Here is a 24,976-nt window from a genome sequence, read left to right as displayed (position 1 = left end):
CTGCGGTCAGGCGGTGGGTGTCAGGACGCCGAGGTCGGTGAGCGCGTCGACGAGGTCGTGCGCCTGGTCGATGGCCGCCTGCCGCTGCTCGTACGAGGTGAAGGTCAGGTCCGCGAGCGCGGCGACGAGGAGATGTCTGTTCTCGTGGCCGGCGGTCGTCTCGTCGCCCGGATGGTCGAGCAGATCGTTGATGTCCCGTTGGTGGCGGTCCAGGGCGTGGCGGTGGAACTCGGCACCGGTGGCGGCGCTGAGGAGCGCCGCCACCGGTGCGGTGTTCAGGTGGTGGTGCAACCGTGTCCAGTCGACGCGGAGACCGAGGTGGGCGGCGAGGGCGTCGACCGCGTCGGTGATCCCGGCCATGGGCTGTTACGGGTGCCCGAGGAGGGGCTGTACGTGCCCGGGGTACTCGTACCCGTCGTGCCAGGGGAATCGGCCGTGCCTGTCGGGCCACACGATCTGTTGCAGGTGTACCTGGTCCCTGCCGTAGCGGGCGTAGGCCGTTCCGGGCCACAGTGCTTCGGTCGCCGGGCCCTCGACGATCACCGCCGGGTAGCCGACGATCAGGTCGTCAACCCGGTGGCCGTGGGTGAGTCGGGCGGCACCGGTGTGGACGCGACCGGCCAGGTCGTTCAGCAGTGTCTGGGCGATACGGGGATCCAGGCCGGCGATGACCAGTTCGGGCAGGTGGTGTTCGGTGAGACCGACGGTGTACGCGAATGGGGTGTCGGTGGTTCCCGGGGTCGGCAGCACGGCCGTCACCGCCCAGCCGGTCTCGGTGATGTGTCTGCGTTGGATGTCGAGGATCTCGTCGGGCGACGGCATGTCCGTCCTTCCGGTTGGGGGCGGGTGTGGTGGTCAGCCCGCGAGACGCAGGGCGGCCATGGGTTGGCGGCGGGGCAGCGGCGCCGGCGGCGCGGGGCGGGTGGGGCGGAACCAGCCGGCGAACCGTTGGGCAAGGCTGGTGACGGCGGGTACGCGGGCCCGTCCGGGCGTGAACCGCAGTGGGCGCGTCGCGGCCCGTCGCGCCCGCTGGGCGTCACGCAGCGGCGGACACGGGTACGCCTGTTCGTGGGCGCAGCGCAGGTTGGCGCACCGTCCGGGATGGCGTGGGTCGGGTCGGTGGTCGGCGGTGACGCGCACGGCCATGCGCCAGAGCAGGACGTCGGTGACGTCGTCGGGCACCTCGGCGGAGTCGGGTACCTCGGTGGATGTGGTGGGTCGCATCGGGTCAGGTCCTCTCGGCGGGCGATTCGGTGCGGTCGCCACCGGCAGGGCCTGGTGCGGGCTGTTCGTGCGCGCTGTCGGCCTCGGCGCGGCGGTGACCGCACCGATCGACGCTCGACTCTGTCCACGGATCAAGTCGTTCGCGTCGGGCAGGTGCTCGTGCCGACACCGAAGGCGGCCACCCGGCCGCGTGGGACGCGGAACGGGTGGCCGCCGTGGCGGGGTGCGGTCAGTCGTGTGCCGGGACGGTCGGGTCGGGTTCGGGGTGTTGTGCCGTCCAGAGTCGGGTCACGGACCGTAGGTGTTCGATCTGTGCGGCCCGTCGGCCGAGGAGGGCGTCGAGGCGGGGTCCGCGGGCCTGGACGACTCCGGTGGTGTCGATGGGCGGGACAGGGTCGTCGGCGACAGCGACGAGGACCTGCTCCACGTCGCGTAGGCCCTGGTCGATGGTGGGCAGGAGTGCGGCGATGAGTGCCTCGGTGGTGGTGAGCGCGTAGAGCACGGCGCGCAGTTCCGCAGCCACCGTCGGCCGGTCGGTGCCGGTGCCGGCGGCGTCGGTGAGCGTCCGGGCGTCGATCCGTACGCCGCAGTACTTGAGGGCAAGGTGGGTTTCGGGCATGGTCCGCTCCTCGTGGGTGTGGCGGTGTCTGTTGTTCGGGAGGTCCGGTCCGGTGGTGGACCGCCTGGCCGGTGTGGGGCCTACCTGCGCTGGGGGCGGCCCACACGCCGGAGGACACCTCGCGGCGGTAGGAGGGGGCGCGCGACGTACCACGGAGTGGGGGTTCACGGGGTGGCGTCGCCGTCGGTGGTCGCCGGTGGGGCCGGCCAGGGGGCGCGGGTGGTGTGGATTCCGAAGATGGGATCGGTGGTCTCGATGGAGCCGCAGCGCCCGCACCGGGTGTGGGTGTCGCGGCCGTAGCCGGCCATGGAGGGCGTCTCGCCGCAGGTGATTCCCTCCAGTGCGCCGCACACCCGGCACGCCAGCGACCTGTCGTCGGGGCCGAGGACGAAGATCGGCGCACGGGGGTCGTCGTCCCCCACCGGCGGTGCGGCGGGCTGTCGGGTGTGGCGGGAGGCGGCGGTGACCAGGGCTGCCAGACCCGTGGACACGGTGTCCTCGTCGGTGGGTTCCGGCAGGCCGGGACTGACGCGCAGCCATGGGCCGCTGCCCTCGGGTTGGGTGAGGCTGAACAGCCGTCCCCCCGTGTCGACGGCGGTGATCCGGCGGGCCGTGCGAGGTTGTCCGTTGATCTGGTACCGGTCATGGTGAACTACGGCCCAGGCCAGGATCATCGCGGCGGGATCGTGACCGAGAAGCCCGTCAAGAATGGCGGCGAGTGTCATCTGGTGGGCGGTTGCTCCGGTCGGGTCGGTGAGGTCGGCGGTGATCCGCCGCAGCAACCGGGGCAGCCCGGCGGGGCTGGTGCCCCGGTCGTGCGGGTGCAGGGGGAATTCGACACAGGCCAGGGCCGTGTTCCCGGTGTCGCGGGGTCGGGTGTGGATGAGCAGCAACGTCACCGGTTCTCCCCAACCGGCGGCGTCGATCTCCTCGTCGAGGTCGAGCAGGAAGTACGCCAGGGTGTTGCGGGACGTCGAGGACACGGAAGGTCTCCTTCGTGGTCAGGGGCCGGCCGCGCTTCTGGTGCGGCGGAGGGCTGGTCTGTGGGCAGTGGGACTGGGTCACCGGTGGTGGCGTTGGCCGAGTGGGGCGCCCCGGGCGGCCATGAACGGCACCGGGTCGATCGGTCCGACGTGGTGGGTGTGCACCTCGAAGTGCAGGTGCGGGCCGCTGGAGCGGCCGGTGGACCCGACGACGCCGAGGGGCTGTCCGACCGTCACCCGCTGCCCGACGGTCACCATCGGTGGCTGGTCGAGGTGGCAGTAGCGGGTCGTCACCTGGCCGGGGTGGTCGATGTCGACGTACCAGCCGCAGCCGGCGGTGAGGTCGGGGTCGCCGTCGCGGTCGCATCCCCAGGGCGCTCCCGTGCCGGCGTGGACGGCGTCGCAGCGGACCGTGCGGACGGTGCCGGTGGACGCGGCGCGGATGACCGTGCCGCGCGGGACGCTGAGGTCGACGCCGTCGTGGCCGGGGCGGTCCCTGCTGCGGAACGCCGATCCGACCGGGGCGAGCACCGGTGGGGTCCACGGGCCGGTCACGCCACAACCGGCCAGGCCGGCCGCCGGCAGGCCGGCGTTCTCGGCGATCGTGGTGACCAGGGCCGTGGCGGGGCCTTCCCACCTGGCGTACGCGTCGGGGTGGGCGCTGATCTGCACGGCCTGTGCGGCGTCGGTCAGTGGCATGGTCTCCCAGCCGTTGACGGTGAGCAGCGCGGTGTAGAAGGCGGTCGCCGCGTGGACGGGGTCCCGTAGCTGCGCCGGGGTGCCCCAGCCCTGGCTGGGACGTTGTTGGAACAGCCCGACGGAGTCCCGGTCTCCTCCGGTGAGGTTGCGCAGGGTGCTCTCCTGCATGGCGGTGGCGACCGCGACGACCCACCCGCGCGCCGGTATCCCGAGGTCGGCGCCGGTGGTGACGATCGTGACCGCGTGGCTGACCTGTTCGCCGTCCCACCGGTCGGTCGCGGGCCACGTGCGGGGCGTGCCCGACGCGACGGCGGCCGTCCCGGTAGCCGGCGTGGCGGTGCCGGGACGGCACGCTGCGGGCAGGCCGCCGTCGCCGAGGAGCCCGCCGAGACCGCCCGCGCAGAGTACGAACGCGGTGGCGACGGCGATGGTGATCGACACCAGACGACGGATCGTCATCGGGTGTCCCCAGGCTCCGCCGACGTACCGGGGCCCGACGCCGTGGTGACGTCGACGAGCGCCCCGGTGCGGCGGAGCGCGGCGCACGCTCGGCGGAACCGTGCCCTCGCCCGGTCACGCTCTGCCCGTGTCCCGGCAAGTGCGGCGCGGACCGCCCGCAGCCGTTCGCCGACGGTGTCGGTCTCCTGGTGGTTGGTGTCGCCGCCTTGCAACTGCCGGAGCAGGTGTGCGGCATCGGTGAGCAGGGACTCTTGAAGGTTGGCCGCGACGAGGGCGCAGCCGGTGGTGACGAAGTCGACGACGTCGGCGGTGTCGCGGGCGACGGCGATGGGGAACTCGTCGGGGTCGGGTTCGGCGTGGTCGAGGCGGGCGAGAGTCCGCACGACGACCTGGTCGAATGTCATGGATCGCTCCAGGTGGGAAGGGTGGTGGGGCGGGGTTCAGCGGTCCGACGGGGATGACCAGTCGCGGGGGCGTCCGGTGGCGGGGGTGTCGCCCATGGACTCGGCGTAGCCGCGTACCGCGCCGCCGTGGGTCTTGGACCAGTACATGGCGATGTCGGCCAGGTGCAGCAGTGTCTCGGGGTCGCCACCGGCCTGGCCGGTCGTGGCGTAGCCGACGCTGGCCAGGACGTTGACCTGCTTGCCGTCGAGCAGGAACGGCACCTCGCTGATGTGCAGCCGGACCCGCTCGGCCACGGTCCGGGTTCTGGCCGGGTCACCGGACACGATGAGGGTGAACTCGTCGCCGGAGAGACGGGCGGCGAACACGTCGGGGCGGCTCAGCCGCCGGAGACGTTCGGCGACCTGGGCGAGCAGGGTGTTGCCGGCCCGGTGCCCGAGCCGGTCGTTGACCAGCTTGAACCGGACGAGGTCGACCACGACGACGCCGACCTCTGTCTGCTCCTCGATGGATCGGGTCAGCTGGGTGATCGCGGCGCGCCGGTTGGGCAGGCCGGTGGTGTCGTCGCGGGTCGCCTGCCGGTGGTAGGTGTCCCGCTCGGCCCGCAGGTCCACCACGAGCGCGTGTGCGGCACGGATAAGGACGTCGTGTGCCTGTAGGTGGTGGCGGGTCCGGGCCAGCAGGACCCGTAGGCGTAGCGCCCACAGGCCGGCGGCGGTGAGCCCGGCGAGAAGCCCGCCCGCGGCGGTGAGAAAAGAGTTCGTCGTCTGGGACACTGGTGTCGCTCCTTGTGCATGAAGGAGCACCGGGGGCGGGTGTGGATCGCGCCAACGTCGTACACCCGCCCCCGGGCTACCCCGGGATGGAATGGGCGGGCTGCTACGCGGCCTGGTAGGTCGCGACCTTGGCGTCGAGTCGGGTAACGGAGCCGGCGACGATCAGCTTGTCCAGGGCGTTCGCCACGGCACCCGCGCTGGCCTTGTTGACCGGGGTGCCCTCGTGGGTCTGGTTGATCAGCTTGCAGATCTCGCCGACCTTGTACGCGGTTGCCGGGTTGCCCCGCAGCAGCGCCAGCACCTCCTCGCGGAGCTGCCCCTTGCGGCGTCGTGGCGGGGTCGGCGTACCGGGGCTGTCGCTCTCCTGCGTCTCGGCCTGCTCGCGGGAGGGTGCTGCCGTCGGGTCCCCTCCGGTTGCCGGGTCCGTGGTGTCCTCGGCGGCGGCCTCGTCAGCCGGTCCCTCGTGTGACTGCTCCGGCCCGGCTTCGACAACAGGCTCGGACTCGGACCCCGGCTCGGCTCCCTGCCCGGACTCCGGCTCTGGCTCCGGTTCCGGCTCCGGCTCTGGCTTGAGTTGCGGAGCGGGCTCCGGCTCCGGGTCGAGTTCGGGATCGGGCTGCGGGGCAGGTTCCGGGTCGAGTGCGGGTTCGGGCTGTGGGGCGGGCTCCGGGTCGGGATCGGCTAGCTGGTCCGGGCCTGGCTCGGCGTCCTGTTCGTCCGTGCCGGGTTCCGTCGGAGCTGGGGCGGTGTCACCGGTCTCCGCCGTCGGCTCCGGCGGCGTCCCGGCGGCGGGCGCGTCTGCCAGTGCGACGTCGGTCGGTTCTTCCGGCTGGTCCGTCGCCGGCTCTGGTTCGGCCTCGGGCGAGAGCCCGGGGTTCTGCTCGGCCTTCGTCGGGGCGGGGCGGTCCTTCTTCGGGGCGGGCTTCGGTGGGGTGTCCGAGCCGGTGGTGTCGCCGGTGGCCGAGCCGAGCTGGTGGCGGCCGGTCTCGGTGGGTTGCCACAGGGTCGTGCGGCTGTCGGTGCGGATCCGTTCGGCGTAACCGGCGCTCTCCAGTTCCCGCAGCTTCGGCGTGGCCGTGGGGTAGGCGATGCCGAGCGACTCGGCGAGGTGTCCGGCGGTGATGGGTCCCCGCTCGGCGAGTGCGGCCAGCACCCGGTGCAGCGTCGAGGACGCCCTGGTGGTGTCGTTCATGTGATCGTTCCTCTCTCCCCGTGGGGAGGCCGTCGGGCGTGCACTCCATGCACGCTTCGACTGGGGCGGTGTTCAAGTCGTTGGCGGCACGATCCGTCGCCGGCGGCGGGCCGCGACTGCGGTCGGTTGACCGGTGTGGGTGTCGCGGCCCGCCCGTCAGTCCGGCCCGAGGGTTAGGCTGTGTTTCGTAGTGCGCGGAGCCATTGGTTGATGGCGGCGATGGTGAGGGTGGCTTCGTAGCGCACGGCGAGTTTGTCGTATCTGGTGGCCATGGCGCGGTGGTGTTTGAGCTGGTTGATGCCGCACTCCACGGCGTGACGCAGGCGGTAGACCTCGGGGTCGAAGGCGGGTGGACGTCCGCCTTTGGACCCTTTGGCCTTGCGGTGCGCGTCCTGGTCGGCCTTGCTCGGGATGCACGCTCGGATGCCCCGGGATCGTAGGTGGGCTCGGTTGGCTTTGGACGTGTACGCCTTGTCGGCCAGCACCATGTCGGGGCGGGTCCGGGGCCGGCCGCCACCGGCGCGGGGGACACGTAGTTTGGCCAGTACGGGGATGAACTGTGGGCTGTCGCCGTGTTGTCCGGCGGTCACCACCATGGCCATCAGTTTGCGGCCCTGCTCGCAGGCCAGATGGGTCTTGGTGGTCCAGCCGCCCCTTGACCGGCCGAGGCCGTGATCTGCCGGCTCGGTCTGCACACCACCGGGTGGCTCCTTCTGCGCCTGCCCGTCACGGCGGGCCCCAGCGGCGTGCTGGTGGGCACGGCTGATGGTCGAGTCCACGCTCACCGTCCAGCCGATCAACCCCGCCGCGTCCGCCATGGCCTGCAACGAGGTGAGGATCTGCGCCCAGACGCCGTCGCGCTGCCAGCGCCGGAACCACCGGTACAAGGTCTGCCACGGCGGGTAGGACGCGGGCACGTCCCGCCATGGTGATCCGGTCCGGACCCGCCACCGGATCCCGTCGATGATCACTCTCATGGTCCATCTGCGCGGCCGAGCATGACCCGTTCCCGCAGGCAGCAACGGCTCGAGGACCGCCCACTGCACGTCGGTCAGGTCATGTCGCCTCGCTGCCGCTACGCTCGGCACGAGGTCTCCGGTGTGAAGTTCCAGCTTGGTCGCTGAACCAACTACCGGAGACCTCTCCCATTAGCGACCACCGCCACGCCCCAACAACGCCGCCCTACGAAACACGGCCTAGTGGGCGGCGTCGTAGGCGTCGCGCACGGCCGCCGGGATCGTTCCCCGGGACCGGGGCGCGGGCAGGTTCTGTTCCTGCCAGTGCGCGGCCCACCACGTGCGGATGCGCCCGTTGAGGGCCTGACGGTCGGCTGCGGTCGGCCCGGCCGTCGGCTTGGGCAGGCGACGGGCGGCGGCGAGGAAGGGCTGGAAGGCCGCCGCCATCCGGTCGAAGTTGGGACGGGACAGGTCGATCTCGTACCGCACCCCGTTGAAGGCGAACCGGTACGTGCCGACGTCGTCGGTGGATCCGTCGAGGTCGTCGATGACGACGCTCGTTGTCCTGGTGGCCACTGTGGTGTCCTTCCGTTCTGGGGAAATGCCGAAAGAGCCCCCGGACGCCGGAGCAGCGACGGGGGCAGGGTTCACGGGCTGGTCCGCGGGTCGCGGGGGTCGAGGCGGTGGGGCTCTGGCCACGGCAGGCGGCGGGGTTATCGGGTGCCGAGGCCGAGGCGGTCGCCGATGGCGGGCCCCTGCCGTACGGCGGCGACGGCGGCGGGCAGGTGCCGGCGTTGCCAGCCGTGCAGGGCGGCGGTCAGGTCGGCGCCGTACCGGCGGTGTTGGGTCAGCGCGACGGCCAGGCCGGCGGCCTGTTCGATGCCGTTGTTGGCGCCCCGGGCGGTGTGCGGGCGGACCGGGGCGAGGGCGTCGCCGAGCAGGACGGCGTGGCCGCCGCCGACGGGCCACACCATGCGGGTGGGTGGGTCGATGTCCAGCACCGGCACGGCCATCCGCACGGTGGTGTCCCGCACCACCCGGGTGTGCTCGGGCGGCAGCAGCTGGTCGGCGTGCTCGTCGACGTGCTGGCGGGCGGCCGGGCTGACGTGCCGGGGCAGGGCGAAGACCCGTCGGGTGGGCGGGGCGCCGAAGCGCTGCCGGTACTCGTCGGCGGTGCAGTCGAGGTAGAACGTCCAGTCGCAGCCGCCCGGCACCGGCGCGACGGTGAACTGGGCACCGGGGCACGGCTCCAGGCGGACGAAGTCCCGCAGGCCGGGACGCGGGGTGTGGGCGGCGGTGCCGCGGTGGGCGACGTAGCCGGCGTAGCGCAGCCGGCGGTCGGGGTCCAGGAGACGACGGCCGGTCGAGGAGCGGCCGTCGGCGAACACGACCAGGTCGGCGGGTTGGACGGTGTCGTCGGCGAGGCGCAGCACCGGTCGGCCGGCGTGCTGTTCCAGTCCGGTCACCCGGTTGCCCTGTCGCAGGACACCGGTCGGGATCCGGGCGGCGAGGGCCCGGTGCAGCAGCGTCCAGGTGGTGTTGCGGCCGGGGTAGGTGCGCCGTACGGTCCGTGCCGGCCGGCGGTCGCGGACCTCGACCTGCAGGATCGTCTCGGAGTCGGAGACGATGAACTCCCGCTGGTCGATGCCGAGACGGTCGAGTACGTCGAGTGCCGTGTGTTCCAGGCCGATGAGGCCGCCACCGAGCGGGGCGGACGCCGGAGCGGCCTCGTGGACAGTGACGTCGAGGCCGGCCCGCAGCAACAGCAGGGCCGCGACGGGCCCGGTCAGGCTGCCGCCGATCACGGCGACGCGCGGCGGCCGGGTGTCGGGCAGTGTCGGGCGGATGGCCGGGGTGAGGTCCATGGGTTCCCTCTTTCTGGAGATGGGTGGGAACCCGGGCACGGCCGTACGGCCGTGCCCGGGATACGTGGATTGGCCGGGCAGGGCCAGGTCGTGCGAGTGGAAGGTGGAGGTTGGCGGGTTGTTGTCAGCCGCTATCCGGGTGTGGTCCGTGGTTGGGGCGGCGGGGCCGCTGGCGCTCGACCTGCCGGGTCGTGGCGGCGAGGTAGCGGGCGATTGTCGTCTGGAAGAGGTGTAGGGCGGCCCTTACGCGGGTCCGGCGGGCCCGGATGCCCCGGCCTGGGGCACTCGGCAGGCGCGTGGCGGGCGGACACGGCGCCGGGCCACGGACGGTCGCATCCCGCCGTCGCCGTCGATGTCGACGGTGAACAGGTCGAAGCCGGCGGCGTGGCCGGCGCGGATCAGGTCGAGCAGCCTGCCGTCTGCCAGGGGCATCACGGCCTGGACCGGATTGCGGTGCCGGGGCGGATGGCCGAGCCACTCGGTCCAGGTGATGCCGTGGCCGTAGCGGCGCCCCCGGTGGGTGCTGCGGAACGGTGCCGTGTTGATGTTGTCCGCGGACAGGCTGGGGTGGACGTTGCCGTCGATGTAGAGGTGGTCGTCGAGGCCGTCGCCGTGGTCGCGCATGAGGTGCAGCGCGGGCGGCGCGTGGGTCACGACGGTGCCGTCGATGTCGACCCGCCGGTGGGCGGTGGTGGCGGTCTCTGCCAGGTGCAGCACCGTCGCCAGGTCGAACCAGAGTCGTACGGGCATGTGCGGTCGTCCTTCCGGAGGTGGGTGGGACAGGGCCGGGGATGGAGCCGGCCGGGCAGCGCACGGGTGTCCCTCCGGGTGCGAGGGGTGTCGTGGCTGGCCCGGCCGGTCATCCGGTCACGGCTGGTGCAGGTTGACGGCGAACAACCGTTGGGAGTCGTCCAGGGAGTCCAGGTAGCGGGCCGCCCGGTCCAGGTAGGTGATGCGGTCGGTGAAGAACCCGCTGGCCGGTTGCATCCGGTCGCCGTTCGTGGTGAGGAAGGCGTCGGTGCACACGGCCCACAGGGCGTGGTAGGTGGCGTAGGCGTGCGAGCCCGCCTGGAACATCTCCAGTTCGTCGAGGTCGAGGCGTCCCGGGCCGTGGAGTGCGGCGTTGTGGATCCGCATGGCCTGCACCCGTGGCTGCCGGTGGAACTCCGCGACCGCGGTGTCCATCGGGTACCCGGTCGGGTCGGCCAGGTGCCGCTGCCGGAACACCGACCAGGCGGTGGCCGACCTCGTGCCCGCGACGACACCGGCCCAGTTCGCGTGGCGCACGCTGGCGCCGACGTGCGCGCCGTGGCGCATACCGGCCAGGTCGAGCAGCCGGATCGGTCCGCCCGCGCAGTACCGGGGACCGGCCGTGGCCTTGCGCAGGCCGATGAGCTGACGGTGCTGCCACAGGCGCAGGGCCGGTGAGGCCCAGTACCGGGGGCAGCTGACACCGGCCACGCCGAGGTGGCGTTCGAGGTGCCGGCTGCTGTCGAGCACCGCCGACAGGTCCTCGGAGACGCAGACGATCATGGTGCGGATGACCGCCTCGGGGCTGGGCGCGGGGGCCGGGGTGGCCACCGGGGCTGGCTTCTTTGCCATAGGTTTCTTCCTTCCGGGGTGGGCGTGCGTGGGCACGCGGAGATGACCGGTCCACTGGGTGCGTGGGCTCCGGCCGGTAGGGGTGGGGTTGGTGCCGATGGCGGGTGCGGCTGTCGGGGTTCGTCGTGGGCTGCGGGGCCGACCTGGCCGGTGAGGGCGGGTGGGCGTCAGCTGCCGGATACGGCGAACGGTCCGAGGGCGGGACCGCCGGGGTGGAGATATATGAGGGTGATGGTGATGCCGTGAACCGTAGCGGCCCGATCTGTCACCGCCGGAACTCCCGAAGAACCGGGTAAAACGGCTCTGAGCTGCACTGTCAGACGACAACCCCGATCCGGGAGCACTCGTCGCCGTCCCGTGACAGAAATGCGGCGTCTGACAGGCCGCCGGCAGCCGCCGTCAGGCGGGCTCGGCGTCGCCGCGTGCGTCCGGCGTCTCGGGGTCGCGGTGGATGAACCGGTTCGGGTTCGTCGCCGCGTACGGGCCGTGGTCGCTGGGAAGCTCGTGCAGCCGTAGCCGCCGGGTGGGGTCGCCGGCCAGGGCCCAGACCGGCCCGGCGGGGTCGGCGTCGTGCACGGCGGTGGCCACCGGCAGCACGGACGCCACGCCGGTGAGCGCCTCCAGCAGGTTGCGCTCACGGCCGGGGCCAGGTACCCGGAACAGGACCGGGTAACGGGGACCGAAGTAAGTCACCCGCTCGTAGCCGCGCAGCTTCGCCAGGACCCGGCCCAGCGGCTCGGTGCCGTTGTCGTGTTCGAGGAAGAACCCCACCGTGGCCTGACCGACGGTCCACACGCCGTGCCCGTCGGGCTGGATCCCCGCACCGCCATAGGCGTCGGTGGCGTGCTGCTCGGACCACCACCTCTCCAACCGCACCCCGGGATCCGTGCGCGCGTGGGCGAGCAGGTCGGTGAAAAAGTCGTTGACACCGAGCAGGTGCCGCAACTTACGGCTGCCGACGATCCGATCGGCCCGGTCACGACTGCTACGCGGCGGCCTCGCCGTCGGATTGTCCGGGTCGTGGTAGGCGTCGCGGTTGAGCCGGAGGCCGAGTGGGCCGAGGGCGTACAGGTACTGGGTCGAACCGGCGGCGGTGGTGTCGACGAACCGGTCCACGGCGTGGATGCGGTGCAGCAGGGTCAACCGGAGGCGGGCACTGCGACCCGACGGGAACAGCGCCCGGGTGACCTGGGCGGTGGACAGCAGGTAGTGCTCGGCGAGCCAGGACAACAGCAACCGGTCACGCGAGGTCAGACGACGGGTCTGCAGGTAGGGGTCGGCGGAGGTCGGGCGGGGCGGAAGACGACCGGACACGGCAGGTACTCCCAGGGGAAGAGGGGTCCCTCCGTTCGGAGGGTGTCTGAGTGGAGGCCGACGACGGCATCGGATGACACGCCGCAGTGCGGCACGAACAGGAGCACGTGGCGGACTGTCAGCCAACGCATGAGATGGGGCTGGAAGGGCCGGCGGATCCCTGTACGGATCGCGTCATGGAAGCCGGTGGCGTCGTTGCGACAGCTCATGGTGGCGGCTCCCGAAGGGCGAGTGCAGAGCCTGGAACTTGACAGGAGTCGACCAGGCGCCGCCGGCATCCGGGGCTGTAACTTCGATCGGGAGAGCCTCGGCTATCCGGACGGATGGAGTCGGTACCGAACGGGGAACGCCAGAGGTCGTCTGCTGTTCACCCGGCGTCTGCGGTGGTCGGGTTGGGAGCGAACAGTAGCCGCAGCGTGGGGCTGATCGCCGTGACGAGGGTGTGGTCGTCTCTGGTGTGCAGAAGCAGGTTCATCACACCCATGGCGGTGTGCCCGGTGCGTGTGTTGCCGGCGGCTGTGGCGATGTCGGCCCGGGTGATGCCCGCGAGCAGGCGCCGGACCAGTGCCCCTTCGCCCCAGTACGCCTCGGCGGGGACGGGGAGCCGACCGAGCCAGGACAGGAGGATCACTGCGCGGTCGACCGGTGACGGGGTGACTGTCATGAGTCTGCTGTTCAGGTCATCGAGCTGCTGAACCGAGGTCTCGGCGGACTGCTGGCCGGTATGGGACAGCAGGACCGGGTGCAGCGTCTCCGGGACTCCCCGCTCGGCCAGGTCTCGTCGGCCGGCCGGCCCGGCGGGCCGGAACTGAGGGTGTCCCTCGTGCAGGCCCAGCAGGTCGGTCAGCGGTCCCAGAAAAAGTGGAACCTGGTCCGGCACTCCGTGGGCGGCCAAGAGCAGGTCCAGTCCGGCCGGATCCGCCACGATCAGATCATTGTGGAACCGTGGCCGGTTCCAACTGACGTGGCCAAAGCCGTGAATGCTCGCACCGGCGACCACCTCGCCGAGGTCGTCGTGCAGCAGGATGGTCGGCCCGCCGGGGCACCGACAGACGTCGCCGGTGAAACGCCCATTCGTAGTCAAGCTTCGTAGCGTGGCGATCGAGGAGCCCCGCAGCTCGGCCAGGACCATACGTCCGGGCAGCGGGCCAGCGTCTTCGCCGCCTTCGACGACCCGCACGACGCGTGACCGCGACCACGCATCCCCAAGCCAGCCGATCAAACTCAACCCTCCGCACCAGGCTCGCCATTTTCGCAGGTGCGCAGGTAGGCCCGACGATCGGCCGGGTGGAAGATCATGGTCTGACCGTCGTTGCCACGGGGTCCAGCAGGAAGAGGTCCGAGGTTTCGATGTAGCGTTCCACTTTGGCGCTTATGCGGAGCTTCTGTCCGACGTCCAGGGTGTCGGGGATGTTCGCGCCGGTGAGGTTCAGGTCATTGGTGAGGTTGACGTCTCTGAACTGGAAGTTCGGCCCTGTCACCCCAGCCCCGGTGCTTTCACCAGCGAAAATGAGGATGTCGTATCGCGTCGTGGCCTCGCCATGCTGGTTCATGGCGGCGATGATTCCATCGAATTTGATGGTCCTACCCTCGTAGCTGGACGCGAACTTCTCGTACAGTCCATGATCATCCACAGCGGCGAGGAGCGCGGCGAGGTCCTTGTTGCTCTGGGCCGTCAGAGCCTTCTCGGGCCTTGGGTCCGCCGTCTCGGGTTCAGCTCCGGACGTTGTTACCGGCCCTGGTGCAAGCGGGCTCGGTGAAGTGCCGGCAGTCGGTGTGCCCGGCGATGTGTTCTCGTTGATAGCACCCACGGTCACGATGATGGCGACCAGAACGCCCACGGCTCCCATCGCGGCGATCTGCCATTTCCGCACCGGTGGCCCCTGCTTCTTCATATGCGGATCATAGGTAGCCCGAATGGGGTCGGGACCCGCTGTACGGTCCCGACTTCGGGCGTCTACGTCGTCATCAGTTCAGGATGGCGGATCGGCGTCTCGGCGGCGTCGTGTCTCTGGCCGCTGGCTGTACTGCTTGACCAGGGCGTCGATGGCGGACGGGTCCTGGGCCGGGGTGGCTTGGGCGACGGTGTGGCGGATGGCGGTGGCCTCCCCGACGACCGGCTGTGGTGGGCGGGTGCGCAGGGTGAAGGCGGGGGTCTGGCGGCCGTTGACGACGAGGCGGGCGGCGGCGGTGTAGGCGTCGAGGTGGGTGAGGTCGTGTTCGTCGAGTTCGGGCAGGGTGTGGCGGGCGAGGATGCGGGCGTCCTCGGGGGCGACGCTGAAGTAGATCTTGTTGCGGGCGTTGGCGGAGACGGCGGCGAGGAGTTCGCGGGGGAACTGGGCGAGGTCCTGGTGGGCGAGGGTCATCGCGAGGCGGTACTTGCGGGCTTCGGCGAGCATCGTGTCGAGGCTGGCGGCGAGGGTGAGGAAGTTCTGCGCCTCGTCGAGGTAGATGGAGGCGTCTCTGCGCTGGTCGGCGGGGGTTCGGGCGCGGGCGGTGGCGGCCTGCCAGACGCGGGCGAGGATGAGGGAGCCGAGTAGTCGGCTGGTGTCCTCGCCGAGTTCGCCCTTGGGGATGCGGACCAGGAGTATCCCGCCGTCGAGGACCTTGCTCATGTCGAAGCTGGATCTGGGGTAGCGCATGGTCTGGCGGACGAAGTCACGCAGGAGGAAGGCGCGTAGGCGGGCGAGGACGGGGCCGATGATCTGGGAGCGCAGGGCCGGGGACAGATCGTCGTACCACTGCCAGAAGCCGTGCAGGCCGTCGGGGTCGTCGAGGTCGACGGTCATGGCGGAGCGGAACTGGGCGCTGTTGAGCAGGGGTGGGATGTGTTGGAGGGTGACGTTGGCGTGGCGCAGCAGGGTCAGGCAGGACACCCGCATCACGTCGTCCATCCGTGGTCCCCAGGCCTTGGTGAAGATCGACCCGAAGATGCTGACGAGGTTGTCGACGACGAGGTCGTGGTCGTGGCCTTCGAGGGGGTTCATGGCGGGCGGGTTGGGTTGGGCGGGGTCGAACAGGACGACGCGGTGGGCGGCGGTGGCGGGGATGCGGTCGAGGACGTCGAGGACGAGGTCGCCGTGGGGGTCGATGACGATGGTGCCGCGGCCGGCCTTGATGTCGGCGACGATCAGGTTGGCCAGCAGGGTGGTCTTGCCGGATCCGGTCTGGCCGACCATGTGGGTGTGGTAGCGGGCGTCGGGGACGGCCAGGGCGACGGTGTGGCCGCCGACCTCGGCGTCGCCGAGGGTTTTGCGGTGGCGTCCGCCGCCGGTCACGGCGACGGGGACGGGCATGGACTTGGCGCGGGCCCGGTCGAGTCCGGGTACGGCGAGGTCGCGGGGCAGGGCGGCCATGGCGGCGAGTTCCGGGGTACTGGTGAGAAAGCCGGGGCCGAGGCGTCGTGCGGCGAGGACGGCGGCGGGCCGGGGCATCCGGGTGCGGTGGGCGAGGCGGTTGCGTCCGGCGTGGACGGCGAACGCGGAGGCGATGGCATCGGCGATGCCGCGTATCCGGCGGTGGGGCAGGGTGCCGTCGCGTAGTGGGCGGGAGGCGACCGCGTACCGGATGCCGGTTTCCCACAGCTGGTGGGAGGTCTTGTCGAGGATGGCGCGGACGTCGCGTTCGATGGTCGGGTCGCGGCGGCCGGTAGCGGTCGTGGCGGTGGTGTGGGTGGGGCCGGGCAGGAGGATGTCGAGCAGCGCGGTGACCGGTCGGGCGGGGTTGATCGACGGTACGGCGGTCGTGCCGTGGCGTAGTCGGCCGGCGGCGCGGCGGGCCCGGCGGGTGCGGTGGGGTGTGGCGGGTCGGGCGAGGATCTGCACGCAGGCGTGTTCGCCGTCGTGGAGTTGGGAGCCGGCGGCCATCAGGGCGCGTAGCGGGTCGTTGTCGTGGTCGGTGTGGAAGGGCAGCCATTCGGCGGCGGTGGGCAGCAGGTGTCCGCCGGCGGCGGCGGGTGTGGTGGTGGGGATCGGGTCGGGTGCGGGCTGGTGGGTGGTGGTGGCGGTGCCGGGCCAGGCGGCGCGGACGGCGGCCTCGACGGCGCCGTGGGGGACGGTGCCGGGTACCCAGAGGGAGATGAGGAGTTGCCGGCCGGTCCAGGTGTACTGCCAGGTGACGTGGGGGGTGCCGTGGCGCAGCCGCCGGTGGGGTGCGGGGGTGAGGATGCCGGCGAGGTTCGCCCACAGGGCGGCGGCGCCGTGTGGGTCGACCTCGGGTGGTGGGGCGATGGTGACCAGCCGCGCGTCGGTGGCGTGGTGTCGGTGGCGGCGTAGGGCGGTGAGGTTCCGGGCGGCGGTCCCGGCGGCGAGGAGGGCGGCGGCGACGGCGAGCAGCCATGGCCGGTCGGTGGCCCAGTCCGCCGCCCGCAGGACCGTGTCGGTCAGCGGGGGTGGTGGGATCGTCGGCTCGGGTCCGGTGGGGGCCGCCGGGGTGGGGGGTGGGATCGGGGTCATGGCGTACTCCTGGTGACCGGGCTGTGTGGTGCCGGGCTGCGCGGGGATGCGGTGGCGGGGTGCGGTGGGGTGGCGTTCACACGGTGTGCGCGGCGTCCAGGTCGGCCGGGTCGGTTGCCGGAACTACCAATAGTTGATCGACATCGATGCTGCTGGTGGCGGGTTGGGTTGGTGGCCAGTACTTGGATCTCACGTCGCCGGTGATCGGTCGACGTTGTTCGAGTTCATCCGCTTCCTGGGGCGACCGGTGTGGACCGCGAAGCCGGCTGACGCCGACCGCTTCCTCGCTGCGCAGCGCCGTGAGGGTCGAACGGCTTTGACGGTGCAGAAGAAGGCGTGGAGCGTCGGAGAGTTCTTCACTTACCTGGCCGCCCGACATCAGGGCGATATCCATGAGCTGACCGGCTACGTCGTCGACCAGGTCATTGACGAGTTCAACCGGCCGGTGAACGCCGACTATGGGGCGGCGCGAGTGCCGCCGGGCGAGGACGACGTCGAGTTGCTGTTCTCCCAGTGGCGGCAGTGGCTGCCGTCGGCGCGCAAGTTCCTGCCGGCCGCGCGAGACTACCTGTTCATCCACCGCCGCAGCTGGATGCACGACCGACCCGTCACCCCCTGGTGGATCCGCGAACAGCTCGGCATGTCCGGTCAGCTCATCCGCCAAGACCGCATCCTCGACGAGGCCCACGCCACCAGCGGCGACCTACGCATGCTCTGCGAACTGTTCGGGCTGTCCACCGCCGGAGCCATGCGCTACATCGAGACCGTCAACAGCCCCGACCGCAGGGTCACCTACCACATCTGACACGCCTCGATCAGTCCTCGCCTCGCCCGCGTCCGAACACGAAACCCCGCAGGTGTCGGCGGTGCACGGGGCGCAGATCACACGACTATCAGTTCACTTCCCGCTGAATACACTGCCTGATGTACTGTTTCTGGAGTGGAGACCGTAACCCATGGCCAAGCCCTCGCACGCTTCGGCCACGCGCTGTCGGACGCGACCCGGGCCCGACTGCTACTCGCCCTGCGCGACGCGCCTGGCTACCCGGCTGACCTTGCCGATCTGCTTGGGGTGACCCGGCAGAACCTGTCCAATCATCTGGCTTGCCTGCGCGGCTGCGGCCTGGTCGTTGCCGTCCCCGAAGGTCGCCGCGCCCGCTACGAACTCGCCGATACCCGCATCCGCCACGCCCTCGACGACCTACTCGGCCTCGTCCTCGCAGTCGACCCCGCAGTCTGCCCCGATGCCGCTGACAAGGACTGCTGCTGATGAGCCTTCCGCTGCTGCCCGTCACGCCCGCGAGGCCAAACTCGGCGCGTCGCACCGTCCTGGCCCGCCGAATTCGGCTGCTGGTCGCCGCCACCATCGGCTACAACCTGATCGAGGCCGTCGTCGCCATCAGCGCCGGTGCCGCCGCGGACTCTACTGCGCTGATCGGGTTCGGACTGGACTCGATCATTGAGGTCTCTTCCGCTGCGGCGGTCGCCTGGCAGTTCGCCGGCCACGACCCCGAAGCCCGGGAGAAAACCGCCCTGCGGATCATCGCGCTCTCCTTCTTCGCGCTCGCCGCCTACGTCTCCGTCGAATCCGCCCGCGCGCTGCTCGGCGGCAGCGAGGCAGCGCACTCCACCATCGGCCTCATGCTCGCCGCACTCTCCCTCGCGATCATGCCCGGCCTGTCCTACGCACAAAGACGGGCTGGCGGCGAGCTCGGCTCCCGCACCGCCGTCGCCGACTCCAAACAGACACTGCTGTGCACCTACCTATCCGCCGTCCTGCTCGTCGGCCTCGGTCTCAACAGCGTCTTGGGCTGGAGCTGGGCCGACCCGATCGCTGCCCTGGTCATTGCCGCCGTCGCCCTCAAAGAAGGCCGAGACGCCTGGCGCGGAGAAACCTGCTGCGCCCCGGCACCCGCCGGCGAAGCCTCGGCCTGCACCGGCCGGTGCTGCACCCCCGCGAATCAGACCACCTGACCAACCGCCGGCAGACCGAAACCCCTGGCCTCGGCAAAAGACCTCCAGGCACCGAGGATGGTCAAGGCACCTCGAATGTGTCGACACGCAGGACCAGGTAATCCGATGTTCCCTAAACTCTGGGATCCCCCCTTCGGAACCGGAGCAGAGGACCCCAGAGTTCGGTCGGGATCACCGATCAGATTCCTCCAACTCGAAGCCTGTGGTGGCCAGGTGGTGTTCGGTGTCGCTGGCGATCGCCTCGAACGCGGTGCGGTGGGTGCCGCTGATCAGCAGGCCGTGGCCCCGGTGGGCGGCGAGCAGGAGTCGGCGTTCGCCGGCGGTCAGGCCGAAGGCGTCACCGACGGCGTCGATGGCCTGGGGTGCCTGTCGGAGCAGGATCTGGGTGGCGGCGTTGGCCACGACGGCCTGGCCGAGGTCGGTGCCCAGAATGTCGGCGGCGTCCTGGGTGACCACGGTCAGGCCGGTGTGGCGTTTACGGCCCGCCTTGGACAGCCGGTACAGGAACTTCGCGCCCTCGCGGTCGCGCATGAGCAGCCACGCCTCGTCGACCACGACGAGACGCCGTGGCGGCGGGCCGCCGGTGGGTGGGGTGTCGACCTGCCGCCAGATGGTGTCGAGAGCGATCAGGGTGCCGACGCCGCGTAGTTCGTCGGGCAGGTGCCGCAGGGACCAGACGACGAGGTGGCCGTCGCCGCGGGTGGTGCTGGGCCCGTCGAACAGGTCCTTGAACGAGCCGTGCGTCCAGGGGGCGAGGCGGGCGGCGAGGTGGCCGGCGGCCGGGTCGGCATCGGCGGTGAGGGTGGCGGTAAGGTCTCGGAGCAGTGGGGCGGGCCGGCGGTGGGTGCGGGGGTCGGCGGTGATGCCGGCGGCGCGGTAGACGGCGAGGATGGCCCGGTCCAGGGCGGCCCGTTCGGCCGGGGGCGGCAGTTCGCCGGCCAGGACGCTGACGAGGGTGTGCAGGAACAGGCCGCGGCGGGTGAGGGTGTCGGGGCGGGGGTCGGTGGTGGGCAGGTCGAGGGGGTTGATCCGTACGCCTGCCGCGCCGAGGCGCATGATCGTGCCGCCGACGGCGTCGGCCAGGCGCAGGTACTCGTCCTCGGGGTCGATGATGGCGACCTGCACGCCGTGGTAGAGGTGACGCAGGGTTTCCAGTTTGACCAGGTACGACTTGCCGGCTCCGCTGCGGGCCAGGACGACGCTGTTGTAGTTGTCCTGGGCGAAGCGGTCCCACCAGACGACGCCGGTGCCGGCCGGGTTGGTGCCGTAGAGCACGCCGGTGTGCTCGGCCGGCTCGCCGGGCAGGGGTGCCGGCAGGTCGGGTGAGGCGAGGGGGAACGCGGCGGCGAGGGCCTGGGTGTCCATGGTGCGGGGCATGCGTAGCCCGTCGGCGGCCAGGGGCAGGGTGGTGGTCCAGCCGGCGAGGTGACGCCAGGTGGCCGGCTGGACCTCCAGCATGCTCGACGCGGCGGCGGCCCTGACCTGGTCGCAGGCCTGCCGCAGGTCGGCCTCGGAGCGGGCGTGCACGGTGACGTAGAGGCCGACGCGGAACAGCTTCGCCGCGCCTCGGGCGAGCCGGTCGGCCAGGTCGGTCGCGTCCGCGGCGGCGGCGTCGGTGTGGGGGTCGGTGAGCCTGCCGCGCTGCGCGTCGACCCGCCGGGTGGACTCCAGGCGGGCCCGTTGCCTGCGTAGGTGGGCGGCGGCGACCGGGGTGGGCAGCGGGTCGATGTGCAGGCTGACGTCGACCCGGCCGGGGTGCGACAGCAGTGGTTCCAGCCAGGCGGGTCCGACCTCGGCGGGGTATCCGGTGACGGCGAGGGTGGCGGTGTAGCCGTCACCGACCCGCAGCCAGCGGGGGGTCACCTCCACCGGGGCCGGCGCGACGGTGGTGGCCAGGCCCGACGGCGGCCGGCCGGTCGTGGGGTGGTCGGTGGTGCGGCGGTGGGTGAACACTGCGGTCTCCTCAGCTCGTCGCGCGGGTGGGGGTGGCGGTGATGACGGTGTCCGGGGTGGCCAGGCCACCGGGACGGGCCGTCCGGTAGGGGTCGGCTGCGGCGGCGAGCGCTGCGGTGACGGCGGTGCCGTCCAGGGCGCGGGCGGTGACCCCGAGGCCGGAGAGGACGCGGGCGGTGTCGTCGGCGCGTCGCCGGGCGGTGTGCGCGCCGTGGTCGTCGGGGCCGGTGCGGGTGACCACGAGGACCTGCCGGCGCAGCGGATCCCGCCGCTCGGCCAGGTCGGCGAGGAACGCGGCGTGGTCGGCGCAGGCCGCCTCCAACGCCGGGTGGGGTTGGCGGCGGCAGGCCTCGGCGACCCGGCGGGCGTGGCCGGCCAGGTCGACCGGCTGGGCGCAGACCACGACCTGCGTCGGTGTGGCCAGGGAGTTCAACCACCGCCCATACGCCTCGACCAGGGCGGTCTGCTCGGCGGCGGTCCGCAGGGTCAGGTTGACGGTGGTGGCCGCCACGACCGCCGCCCGGCCGCCGTCGAGGCTGATCTCCCCGTCGTCGGCGATCGCGTCGGCGGGCAGCCTCAACGGCGCCGGCAGCGGCATCCGACCGGCCGGCGGCACGACCCAGTCCGGTGCCGGGACGGCCGGGGCCGCCGAGGTGGACAGGGCCTTCGGGGCGCGGGCGTGGCGGACCGCGTGCAGCAGCCAACCGTCCAACGGCAGCCCGTCACGGCGTCCCACCACGAGCCCGAACACCAGGCCGCCGACCACCACCGCGCCGAACGCGACGACCTGCGGCGGCACCACGCCACGCAGACCGTGCCAGGCGGTGTAGAGCAGCAGCCCGGCCACGGCCAGGATCGCCAACTGCCGCCACGTCAACCCGTAGGCGACCCGGTCGGGGGCGTCGACGTCGGCGGGTATCCGGGTCCGTTCCACCACGTCATCGGCATCGTTGTGCATCATCGGAGCACCTTCCTCGCGGTACGGATTCCGGGAACGGCGCGGGCCAGCTGGTCGACCACGGCCACCCGCACGACCGCGCCGAGCACGGTGCCGCCGCTGCGCTGTCCGGCCCACCGGCCGACCAGCCCGGGGATCCGCGCGGTCGTCCACAGCACCACGATCACGATGAGCAGGTTCAGCAGGCCGCCCGGATCGCCGGACAGGCCCAGGGTGGGCAGCAGATTCGTCGGGTCCAGCAGCAGCCACTGCCCGGTCGTCAACGTGAACGCCTGCCCGACCGGCACGGCCAGGCAGCCGAGGTAGGCCCGCCACCACATCCGGGCCACGCCCTCCAGGGCGGGCACGGCGTGGCAGGCCAGCGGCAGCGGGGCGAGCGCGGTCATGACCAGCAGGGCGACGAACCGGCCCACCACCTGGAACGCGGTCACCACCACCAGCACCGTGATGACCAGCACGAGCACGAGGAACAACAGCGGAGCGATCGGATCACGGCCGGTCTCGACGTGCCGGCGTACCGCGGCCAGGGCGTTGTCCTCGTCGTAGCCGCCGTCGCTGACCGCGCCCGTGACCGCGTTCGCCACATTGATCAGCTCCCGGCAGAGCAGCTGCGAGAAGTGCGCGGCGACGAACCCGACCACCATGCGCGGCACGAGTTCCTTGACCGTGTACCGGGACCGCTCGTCGCCGCCGGAGACCATCACCATCACCCCGGCGGCCACGAACACCAACACGAACACGGAGTCGACGATCCAGATCGACCGGCCGGTCAACACCTGCACCTGCGGCAGGGCGGTGACCTGCGGCGAGGTGAGCAGCACCCCGGTGATCAGCGCGAAGACCGCGTCGAGGCACCCCAGGACCGCCTCGATCAGCCAGTCGAGCACCCGGTCGAGGAACAGCACCGCGAACACGCCGTTCATCCGCCGACGACCCCCTGCAACAGCTGCAGCAGGACCGGGGCCAGCACCGCCAGGCCGTAGCCGACCAGCGCGTTACGCAACGCGCTCTTGGCCCGCTCGACCTGACTCGGATCACCACCGGCGGTCGCCCAGTAGACGCCCGCGAGCACGAGGAACAGGGTCGCGATCCCAGCCAACAACCCCATGAGCAGGTTACGGAGATTCGCGATGACCACCGGCAGACTGTTCGCCGCCAGGACAACGACACCAGCCGGGTCGGCCTGGGCCACACCCGGCACGGCCAACACCAACACGACGACGACCGCACCCACGCCGACGCGGACAACGCGGCGGAGCACGGGCGACCGGACAGAAACGAAGGTACGGACGGAGAGCATCAGCGTTCACCTCCCGCCCCGCCCACCAGACGGAGGACGGAGCGAACCAGAGACGGACCGGGAGAGCCACCGCCGGGCGCGAGGTGAACATGCCGAGCCGACCCCGGGAGGAGCTCGTCCTCCCTAACTGGGTGGTTGCGGTCATCGATGAGGTGTCAGCGCATACGAAGGCGCGGCACCCGGGGGCGACACGACCACGTCACCCCACGCTCGACGGCGGACGGGACCACCGGGCTAGCCCGACCGGGTTGTCCTTGCTGGTCCCGCACCCTCCAAACGGCACCTGTCAGATCAGACGAACACCCGAAGATCTGACAGCGCTCTGACAACGAGCGACCAGGTGGCTGTACCTGTCCCGAGGCAACGCGTGGCTCATTGCTCCTCCCGTACGATGGGGTCCCTGGCGTCGGGCTGCAACGAGGAGCCAAACACCGTTATACCCACCTGCAATGGATGCTCCGGTGCGACCCGTCCGTCGTTGGTCAATTGGTGGTGGTCAGTGCGACCCACATCGAAGGTGATGAGCGGAACAACCTCGACGGTCGTCGGCATGGAGCTGATTCCGGACACGGCGCTCCAGGCAGCCTGCTCAGGCGGGAAGCCGTACACGACGATGACAACCCGAGTTGGGGGCCAGGAAATGAATTGCGGCGAGGATGGGTTACTGCCGCACTTCTTGACCGAATCGACCTGCTGCCAAATCCTCCAGGAAGTCCTGCACCATCGCTTCCCCAACACGCGCCGCCTCTAGCGCAAAACGGTTGATTGACTCGAGAGCGCCGGGTATCGCCAAATTAATTGGACCACTCATTAAGGCAATTTCTTTATACCGGAGGTCGAAGTGCCCCCGCCCACCCTCTTCAGGAGTTCGAACGGGAACCCTATAGAGACGCACACATTTACCCTCCTCCTCCAAGAGGAAAACGATCAGATAAAGTGTCCTGTAGGTGTCAGATACTTCAGGACGCATCGACAGCAAAGCACCATAATTTGAGCCCGAGCTGGCATGATTCACCGCAGGAGAACCCAGGCGACCAAACACCTCATTGATCTCGAACATGTCTTCCAAGTGTTTCGAAAACGAGGAAGCTCGAAGGCTGGCATACCCGTTTAGGCTGACATTCACATCGTTTAAGAACTCTGATAGCGCGCCACAGAAAGCGGTTGACAACTCCTCGCCGGCGCGACTCCGGCGGAGCGCGTGGCCAGCAGCAGCCTGCTCCCGTGCTCTAGCCTCAGGAATGCGTGCGCTAGCGCCAAGCTGCCGCGACACCGCAAGCACTCTTTCTCGCCTAGCGGAAGCTTCGACCGGCTCAACTTCAGCCCCCACCGTGTTCATTGCCACGCCGATCGAGTCTCCTCGAAGGGCAGGAATTATATAATTCCAGTCGGTGAAGCGAGCGCGTGGGTCAGGATTCAGCATCGCCTCAAATAGCAAATCAAGTGGTTCGAGGCCCGAGGTTTCCATCACGCGCGAGAGGCGATTCTTTTCAGAGAGCTGATTCTCGCGGGAAAGCGCATTTCTTCCTGTGATGCAAGACCAGCACAGCTTCGCGAAGGCATAGCAATCCGCCGGCCGCTGGTCGTACTCGTCGTTTATCCCGTCGGCGTTCTCCGGAGCGATGTAGTTTCTGGGGCCTACCGCTTCATGCTGATCCGTCCAGCGCTCGTCACCAAGTGCGAGACACAAACCAAAATCCGCTATTACGGGCTGTCCATCGTCATCAATCAAGACGTTTCCCGGCTTGATGTCACGATGGGCCATACCATTCCCGTGAATTAATGAAAGAATTTCAGCTACTCCAACAAGGAGCGTCCTAGCCCTCTCTATAGGCAATGGGTGACTCCGCGACAAAACACTATCAAGGGAGCCTCTTCGATACCATGGCATAACAAACCAAGGCTTATCTGAATTCAGGTCCGAATACAACACGGGAGGAACGGTAACGCCAGCCCGGAAAAGAACTTCCATGGCTTCAACCTCGCGCGAAAAGCGATTCGCACGCGCCGGGTTCTTAAGTCGCTTAAGAGCGTACTTTTCTGGATCATTCGGACGGACAACCCTATGCACGTAGGCTTGTCCGCCCTCGGTCTGAGTCCCATCCAGCCGCCATGGCTTAGGCAACGCCATCTCTGTAGCTCCTGCCAACTCATCACTTTGCACCTCGACACATCATGCCTGGAGGAGCGCCGAGAGAACGCCCGGGTTCGTTACACCGTCGCACGCAAGCAGAAATTTTAAGGCG

Annotated in this window: 26 protein-coding genes; 3 read left to right on the top strand and 23 right to left on the bottom strand. The window is 70.4% G+C overall.

Annotated elements, in window-relative coordinates; translation table 11 throughout:
• Positions 1 to 6: 6 nt before the first annotated feature.
• The 18 genes from ACN28G_RS00340 to ACN28G_RS00255 form a co-directional block, all read right to left on the bottom strand.
• Positions 7 to 360: a hypothetical protein gene (locus tag ACN28G_RS00340; RefSeq protein ID WP_421478093.1), complete on the bottom strand. Its 354-nt coding sequence runs from the start codon at positions 358 to 360 to the stop codon at positions 7 to 9.
• Between the two features lie 6 nt (positions 361 to 366).
• Complete coding sequence (locus ACN28G_RS00335) at positions 367 to 822, bottom strand: DUF4262 domain-containing protein (RefSeq protein WP_421478092.1); 456 nt, start codon at positions 820 to 822, stop codon at positions 367 to 369.
• A 33-nt stretch (positions 823 to 855) separates the two neighbouring features.
• A complete protein-coding gene (locus ACN28G_RS00330) occupies positions 856 to 1,224 on the bottom strand; it encodes a hypothetical protein (RefSeq protein ID WP_421478091.1) in 369 nt (122 codons plus the stop codon).
• Positions 1,225 to 1,453: 229 nt separating this feature from the next.
• Positions 1,454 to 1,843 (bottom strand): hypothetical protein, encoded by a 390-nt coding sequence (locus ACN28G_RS00325; RefSeq protein ID WP_421478090.1) that lies wholly within the window; start codon positions 1,841 to 1,843, stop codon positions 1,454 to 1,456.
• 164 nt (positions 1,844 to 2,007) lie between these two features.
• Entirely contained in the window at positions 2,008 to 2,826 is an 819-nt protein-coding gene (locus ACN28G_RS00320) for a hypothetical protein (protein ID WP_421478089.1), read from the bottom strand.
• A gap of 78 nt (positions 2,827 to 2,904) precedes the next feature.
• Positions 2,905 to 3,984, bottom strand: coding sequence for a M23 family metallopeptidase (locus ACN28G_RS00315; RefSeq protein WP_421478088.1), 1,080 nt, complete (start codon positions 3,982 to 3,984; stop codon positions 2,905 to 2,907).
• Positions 3,981 to 4,388 (bottom strand): hypothetical protein, encoded by a 408-nt coding sequence (locus ACN28G_RS00310; RefSeq protein ID WP_421478087.1) that lies wholly within the window; start codon positions 4,386 to 4,388, stop codon positions 3,981 to 3,983. Before ACN28G_RS00310 ends, ACN28G_RS00315 begins: the two co-directional genes overlap by 4 nt.
• Before the next feature lie 36 nt (positions 4,389 to 4,424).
• Positions 4,425 to 5,162: a GGDEF domain-containing protein gene (locus tag ACN28G_RS00305; protein WP_421478086.1), complete on the bottom strand. Its 738-nt coding sequence runs from the start codon at positions 5,160 to 5,162 to the stop codon at positions 4,425 to 4,427.
• Between the two features lie 103 nt (positions 5,163 to 5,265).
• The gene (locus tag ACN28G_RS00300) at positions 5,266 to 6,354 is read right to left on the bottom strand and encodes a MarR family transcriptional regulator (RefSeq protein ID WP_421478085.1); all 1,089 of its coding nucleotides are present in this window, start codon (positions 6,352 to 6,354) and stop codon (positions 5,266 to 5,268) included.
• 173 nt (positions 6,355 to 6,527) lie between these two features.
• The gene (locus tag ACN28G_RS00295; RefSeq protein WP_421478084.1) at positions 6,528 to 7,442 is read right to left on the bottom strand and encodes an IS5 family transposase; all 915 of its coding nucleotides are present in this window, start codon (positions 7,440 to 7,442) and stop codon (positions 6,528 to 6,530) included.
• A gap of 108 nt (positions 7,443 to 7,550) precedes the next feature.
• Positions 7,551 to 7,886, bottom strand: a complete 336-nt coding sequence (locus ACN28G_RS00290; RefSeq protein WP_421478083.1) for a histone-like nucleoid-structuring protein Lsr2 — start codon at positions 7,884 to 7,886, stop codon at positions 7,551 to 7,553.
• 137 nt (positions 7,887 to 8,023) lie between these two features.
• Positions 8,024 to 9,175 (bottom strand): FAD-dependent monooxygenase, encoded by a 1,152-nt coding sequence (locus ACN28G_RS00285; protein ID WP_421478082.1) that lies wholly within the window; start codon positions 9,173 to 9,175, stop codon positions 8,024 to 8,026.
• Between the two features lie 243 nt (positions 9,176 to 9,418).
• Complete coding sequence (locus tag ACN28G_RS00280; RefSeq protein ID WP_421478081.1) at positions 9,419 to 9,925, bottom strand: hypothetical protein; 507 nt, start codon at positions 9,923 to 9,925, stop codon at positions 9,419 to 9,421.
• Between the two features lie 117 nt (positions 9,926 to 10,042).
• Entirely contained in the window at positions 10,043 to 10,777 is a 735-nt protein-coding gene (locus tag ACN28G_RS00275; RefSeq protein ID WP_421478080.1) for a hypothetical protein, read from the bottom strand.
• Positions 10,778 to 11,176: 399 nt separating this feature from the next.
• A complete protein-coding gene (locus ACN28G_RS00270; protein ID WP_421478079.1) occupies positions 11,177 to 12,091 on the bottom strand; it encodes a replication-relaxation family protein in 915 nt (304 codons plus the stop codon).
• Positions 12,092 to 12,458: 367 nt separating this feature from the next.
• The gene (locus tag ACN28G_RS00265) at positions 12,459 to 13,319 is read right to left on the bottom strand and encodes a hypothetical protein (protein ID WP_421478078.1); all 861 of its coding nucleotides are present in this window, start codon (positions 13,317 to 13,319) and stop codon (positions 12,459 to 12,461) included.
• Positions 13,320 to 13,386: 67 nt separating this feature from the next.
• The gene (locus ACN28G_RS00260; RefSeq protein ID WP_421478077.1) at positions 13,387 to 13,986 is read right to left on the bottom strand and encodes a DUF4839 domain-containing protein; all 600 of its coding nucleotides are present in this window, start codon (positions 13,984 to 13,986) and stop codon (positions 13,387 to 13,389) included.
• Between the two features lie 78 nt (positions 13,987 to 14,064).
• Positions 14,065 to 16,545, bottom strand: a complete 2,481-nt coding sequence (locus ACN28G_RS00255) for a type IV secretory system conjugative DNA transfer family protein (protein WP_421478076.1) — start codon at positions 16,543 to 16,545, stop codon at positions 14,065 to 14,067.
• Between the two features lie 214 nt (positions 16,546 to 16,759).
• On the opposite strand from ACN28G_RS00255, the gene ACN28G_RS00250 reads away from it, so the two are divergent.
• The 3 genes from ACN28G_RS00250 (at position 16,760) to ACN28G_RS00240 (ending at position 18,519) form a co-directional block, all read left to right on the top strand.
• Positions 16,760 to 17,350 carry a hypothetical protein gene (locus ACN28G_RS00250; protein ID WP_421478075.1) on the top strand — a complete coding sequence of 197 codons (591 nt, stop codon included), beginning with the start codon at positions 16,760 to 16,762 and terminating at the stop codon, positions 17,348 to 17,350.
• 135 nt (positions 17,351 to 17,485) lie between these two features.
• Positions 17,486 to 17,815 (top strand): ArsR/SmtB family transcription factor, encoded by a 330-nt coding sequence (locus tag ACN28G_RS00245; protein WP_421478074.1) that lies wholly within the window; start codon positions 17,486 to 17,488, stop codon positions 17,813 to 17,815.
• Positions 17,815 to 18,519 carry a cation transporter gene (locus ACN28G_RS00240; protein WP_421478073.1) on the top strand — a complete coding sequence of 235 codons (705 nt, stop codon included), beginning with the start codon at positions 17,815 to 17,817 and terminating at the stop codon, positions 18,517 to 18,519. The genes ACN28G_RS00245 and ACN28G_RS00240 overlap by 1 nt, the downstream gene beginning before the upstream one ends.
• A 171-nt stretch (positions 18,520 to 18,690) precedes the next feature.
• Here the strand turns inward: ACN28G_RS00240 and ACN28G_RS00235 are convergent, their stop codons facing one another.
• From ACN28G_RS00235 to ACN28G_RS00215, 5 genes are all read right to left on the bottom strand, one after another.
• Entirely contained in the window at positions 18,691 to 20,472 is a 1,782-nt protein-coding gene (locus tag ACN28G_RS00235; protein WP_421478072.1) for a VirB4 family type IV secretion system protein, read from the bottom strand.
• Positions 20,473 to 20,482: 10 nt separating this feature from the next.
• Positions 20,483 to 21,430: a PrgI family protein gene (locus tag ACN28G_RS00230; RefSeq protein WP_421480834.1), complete on the bottom strand. Its 948-nt coding sequence runs from the start codon at positions 21,428 to 21,430 to the stop codon at positions 20,483 to 20,485.
• Positions 21,430 to 22,353, bottom strand: a complete 924-nt coding sequence (locus ACN28G_RS00225; RefSeq protein ID WP_421478071.1) for a hypothetical protein — start codon at positions 22,351 to 22,353, stop codon at positions 21,430 to 21,432. Before ACN28G_RS00225 ends, ACN28G_RS00230 begins: the two co-directional genes overlap by 1 nt.
• Positions 22,350 to 22,730 (bottom strand): pilin, encoded by a 381-nt coding sequence (locus tag ACN28G_RS00220; RefSeq protein WP_421478070.1) that lies wholly within the window; start codon positions 22,728 to 22,730, stop codon positions 22,350 to 22,352. The genes ACN28G_RS00225 and ACN28G_RS00220 overlap by 4 nt, the downstream gene beginning before the upstream one ends.
• A gap of 661 nt (positions 22,731 to 23,391) precedes the next feature.
• Positions 23,392 to 24,861 carry a serine/threonine protein kinase gene (locus ACN28G_RS00215; RefSeq protein ID WP_421478069.1) on the bottom strand — a complete coding sequence of 490 codons (1,470 nt, stop codon included), beginning with the start codon at positions 24,859 to 24,861 and terminating at the stop codon, positions 23,392 to 23,394.
• Between the last annotated feature and the right edge of the window lie 115 nt (positions 24,862 to 24,976).

Source organism: Micromonospora sp. WMMA1923, assembly GCF_049179195.1.
Lineage (GTDB): Bacteria > Actinomycetota > Actinomycetes > Mycobacteriales > Micromonosporaceae > Micromonospora > Micromonospora yangpuensis.
The sequence above is the reverse complement of the archived record's forward strand: the minus strand, read 5'-3'. Positions and strand labels throughout refer to the sequence as shown.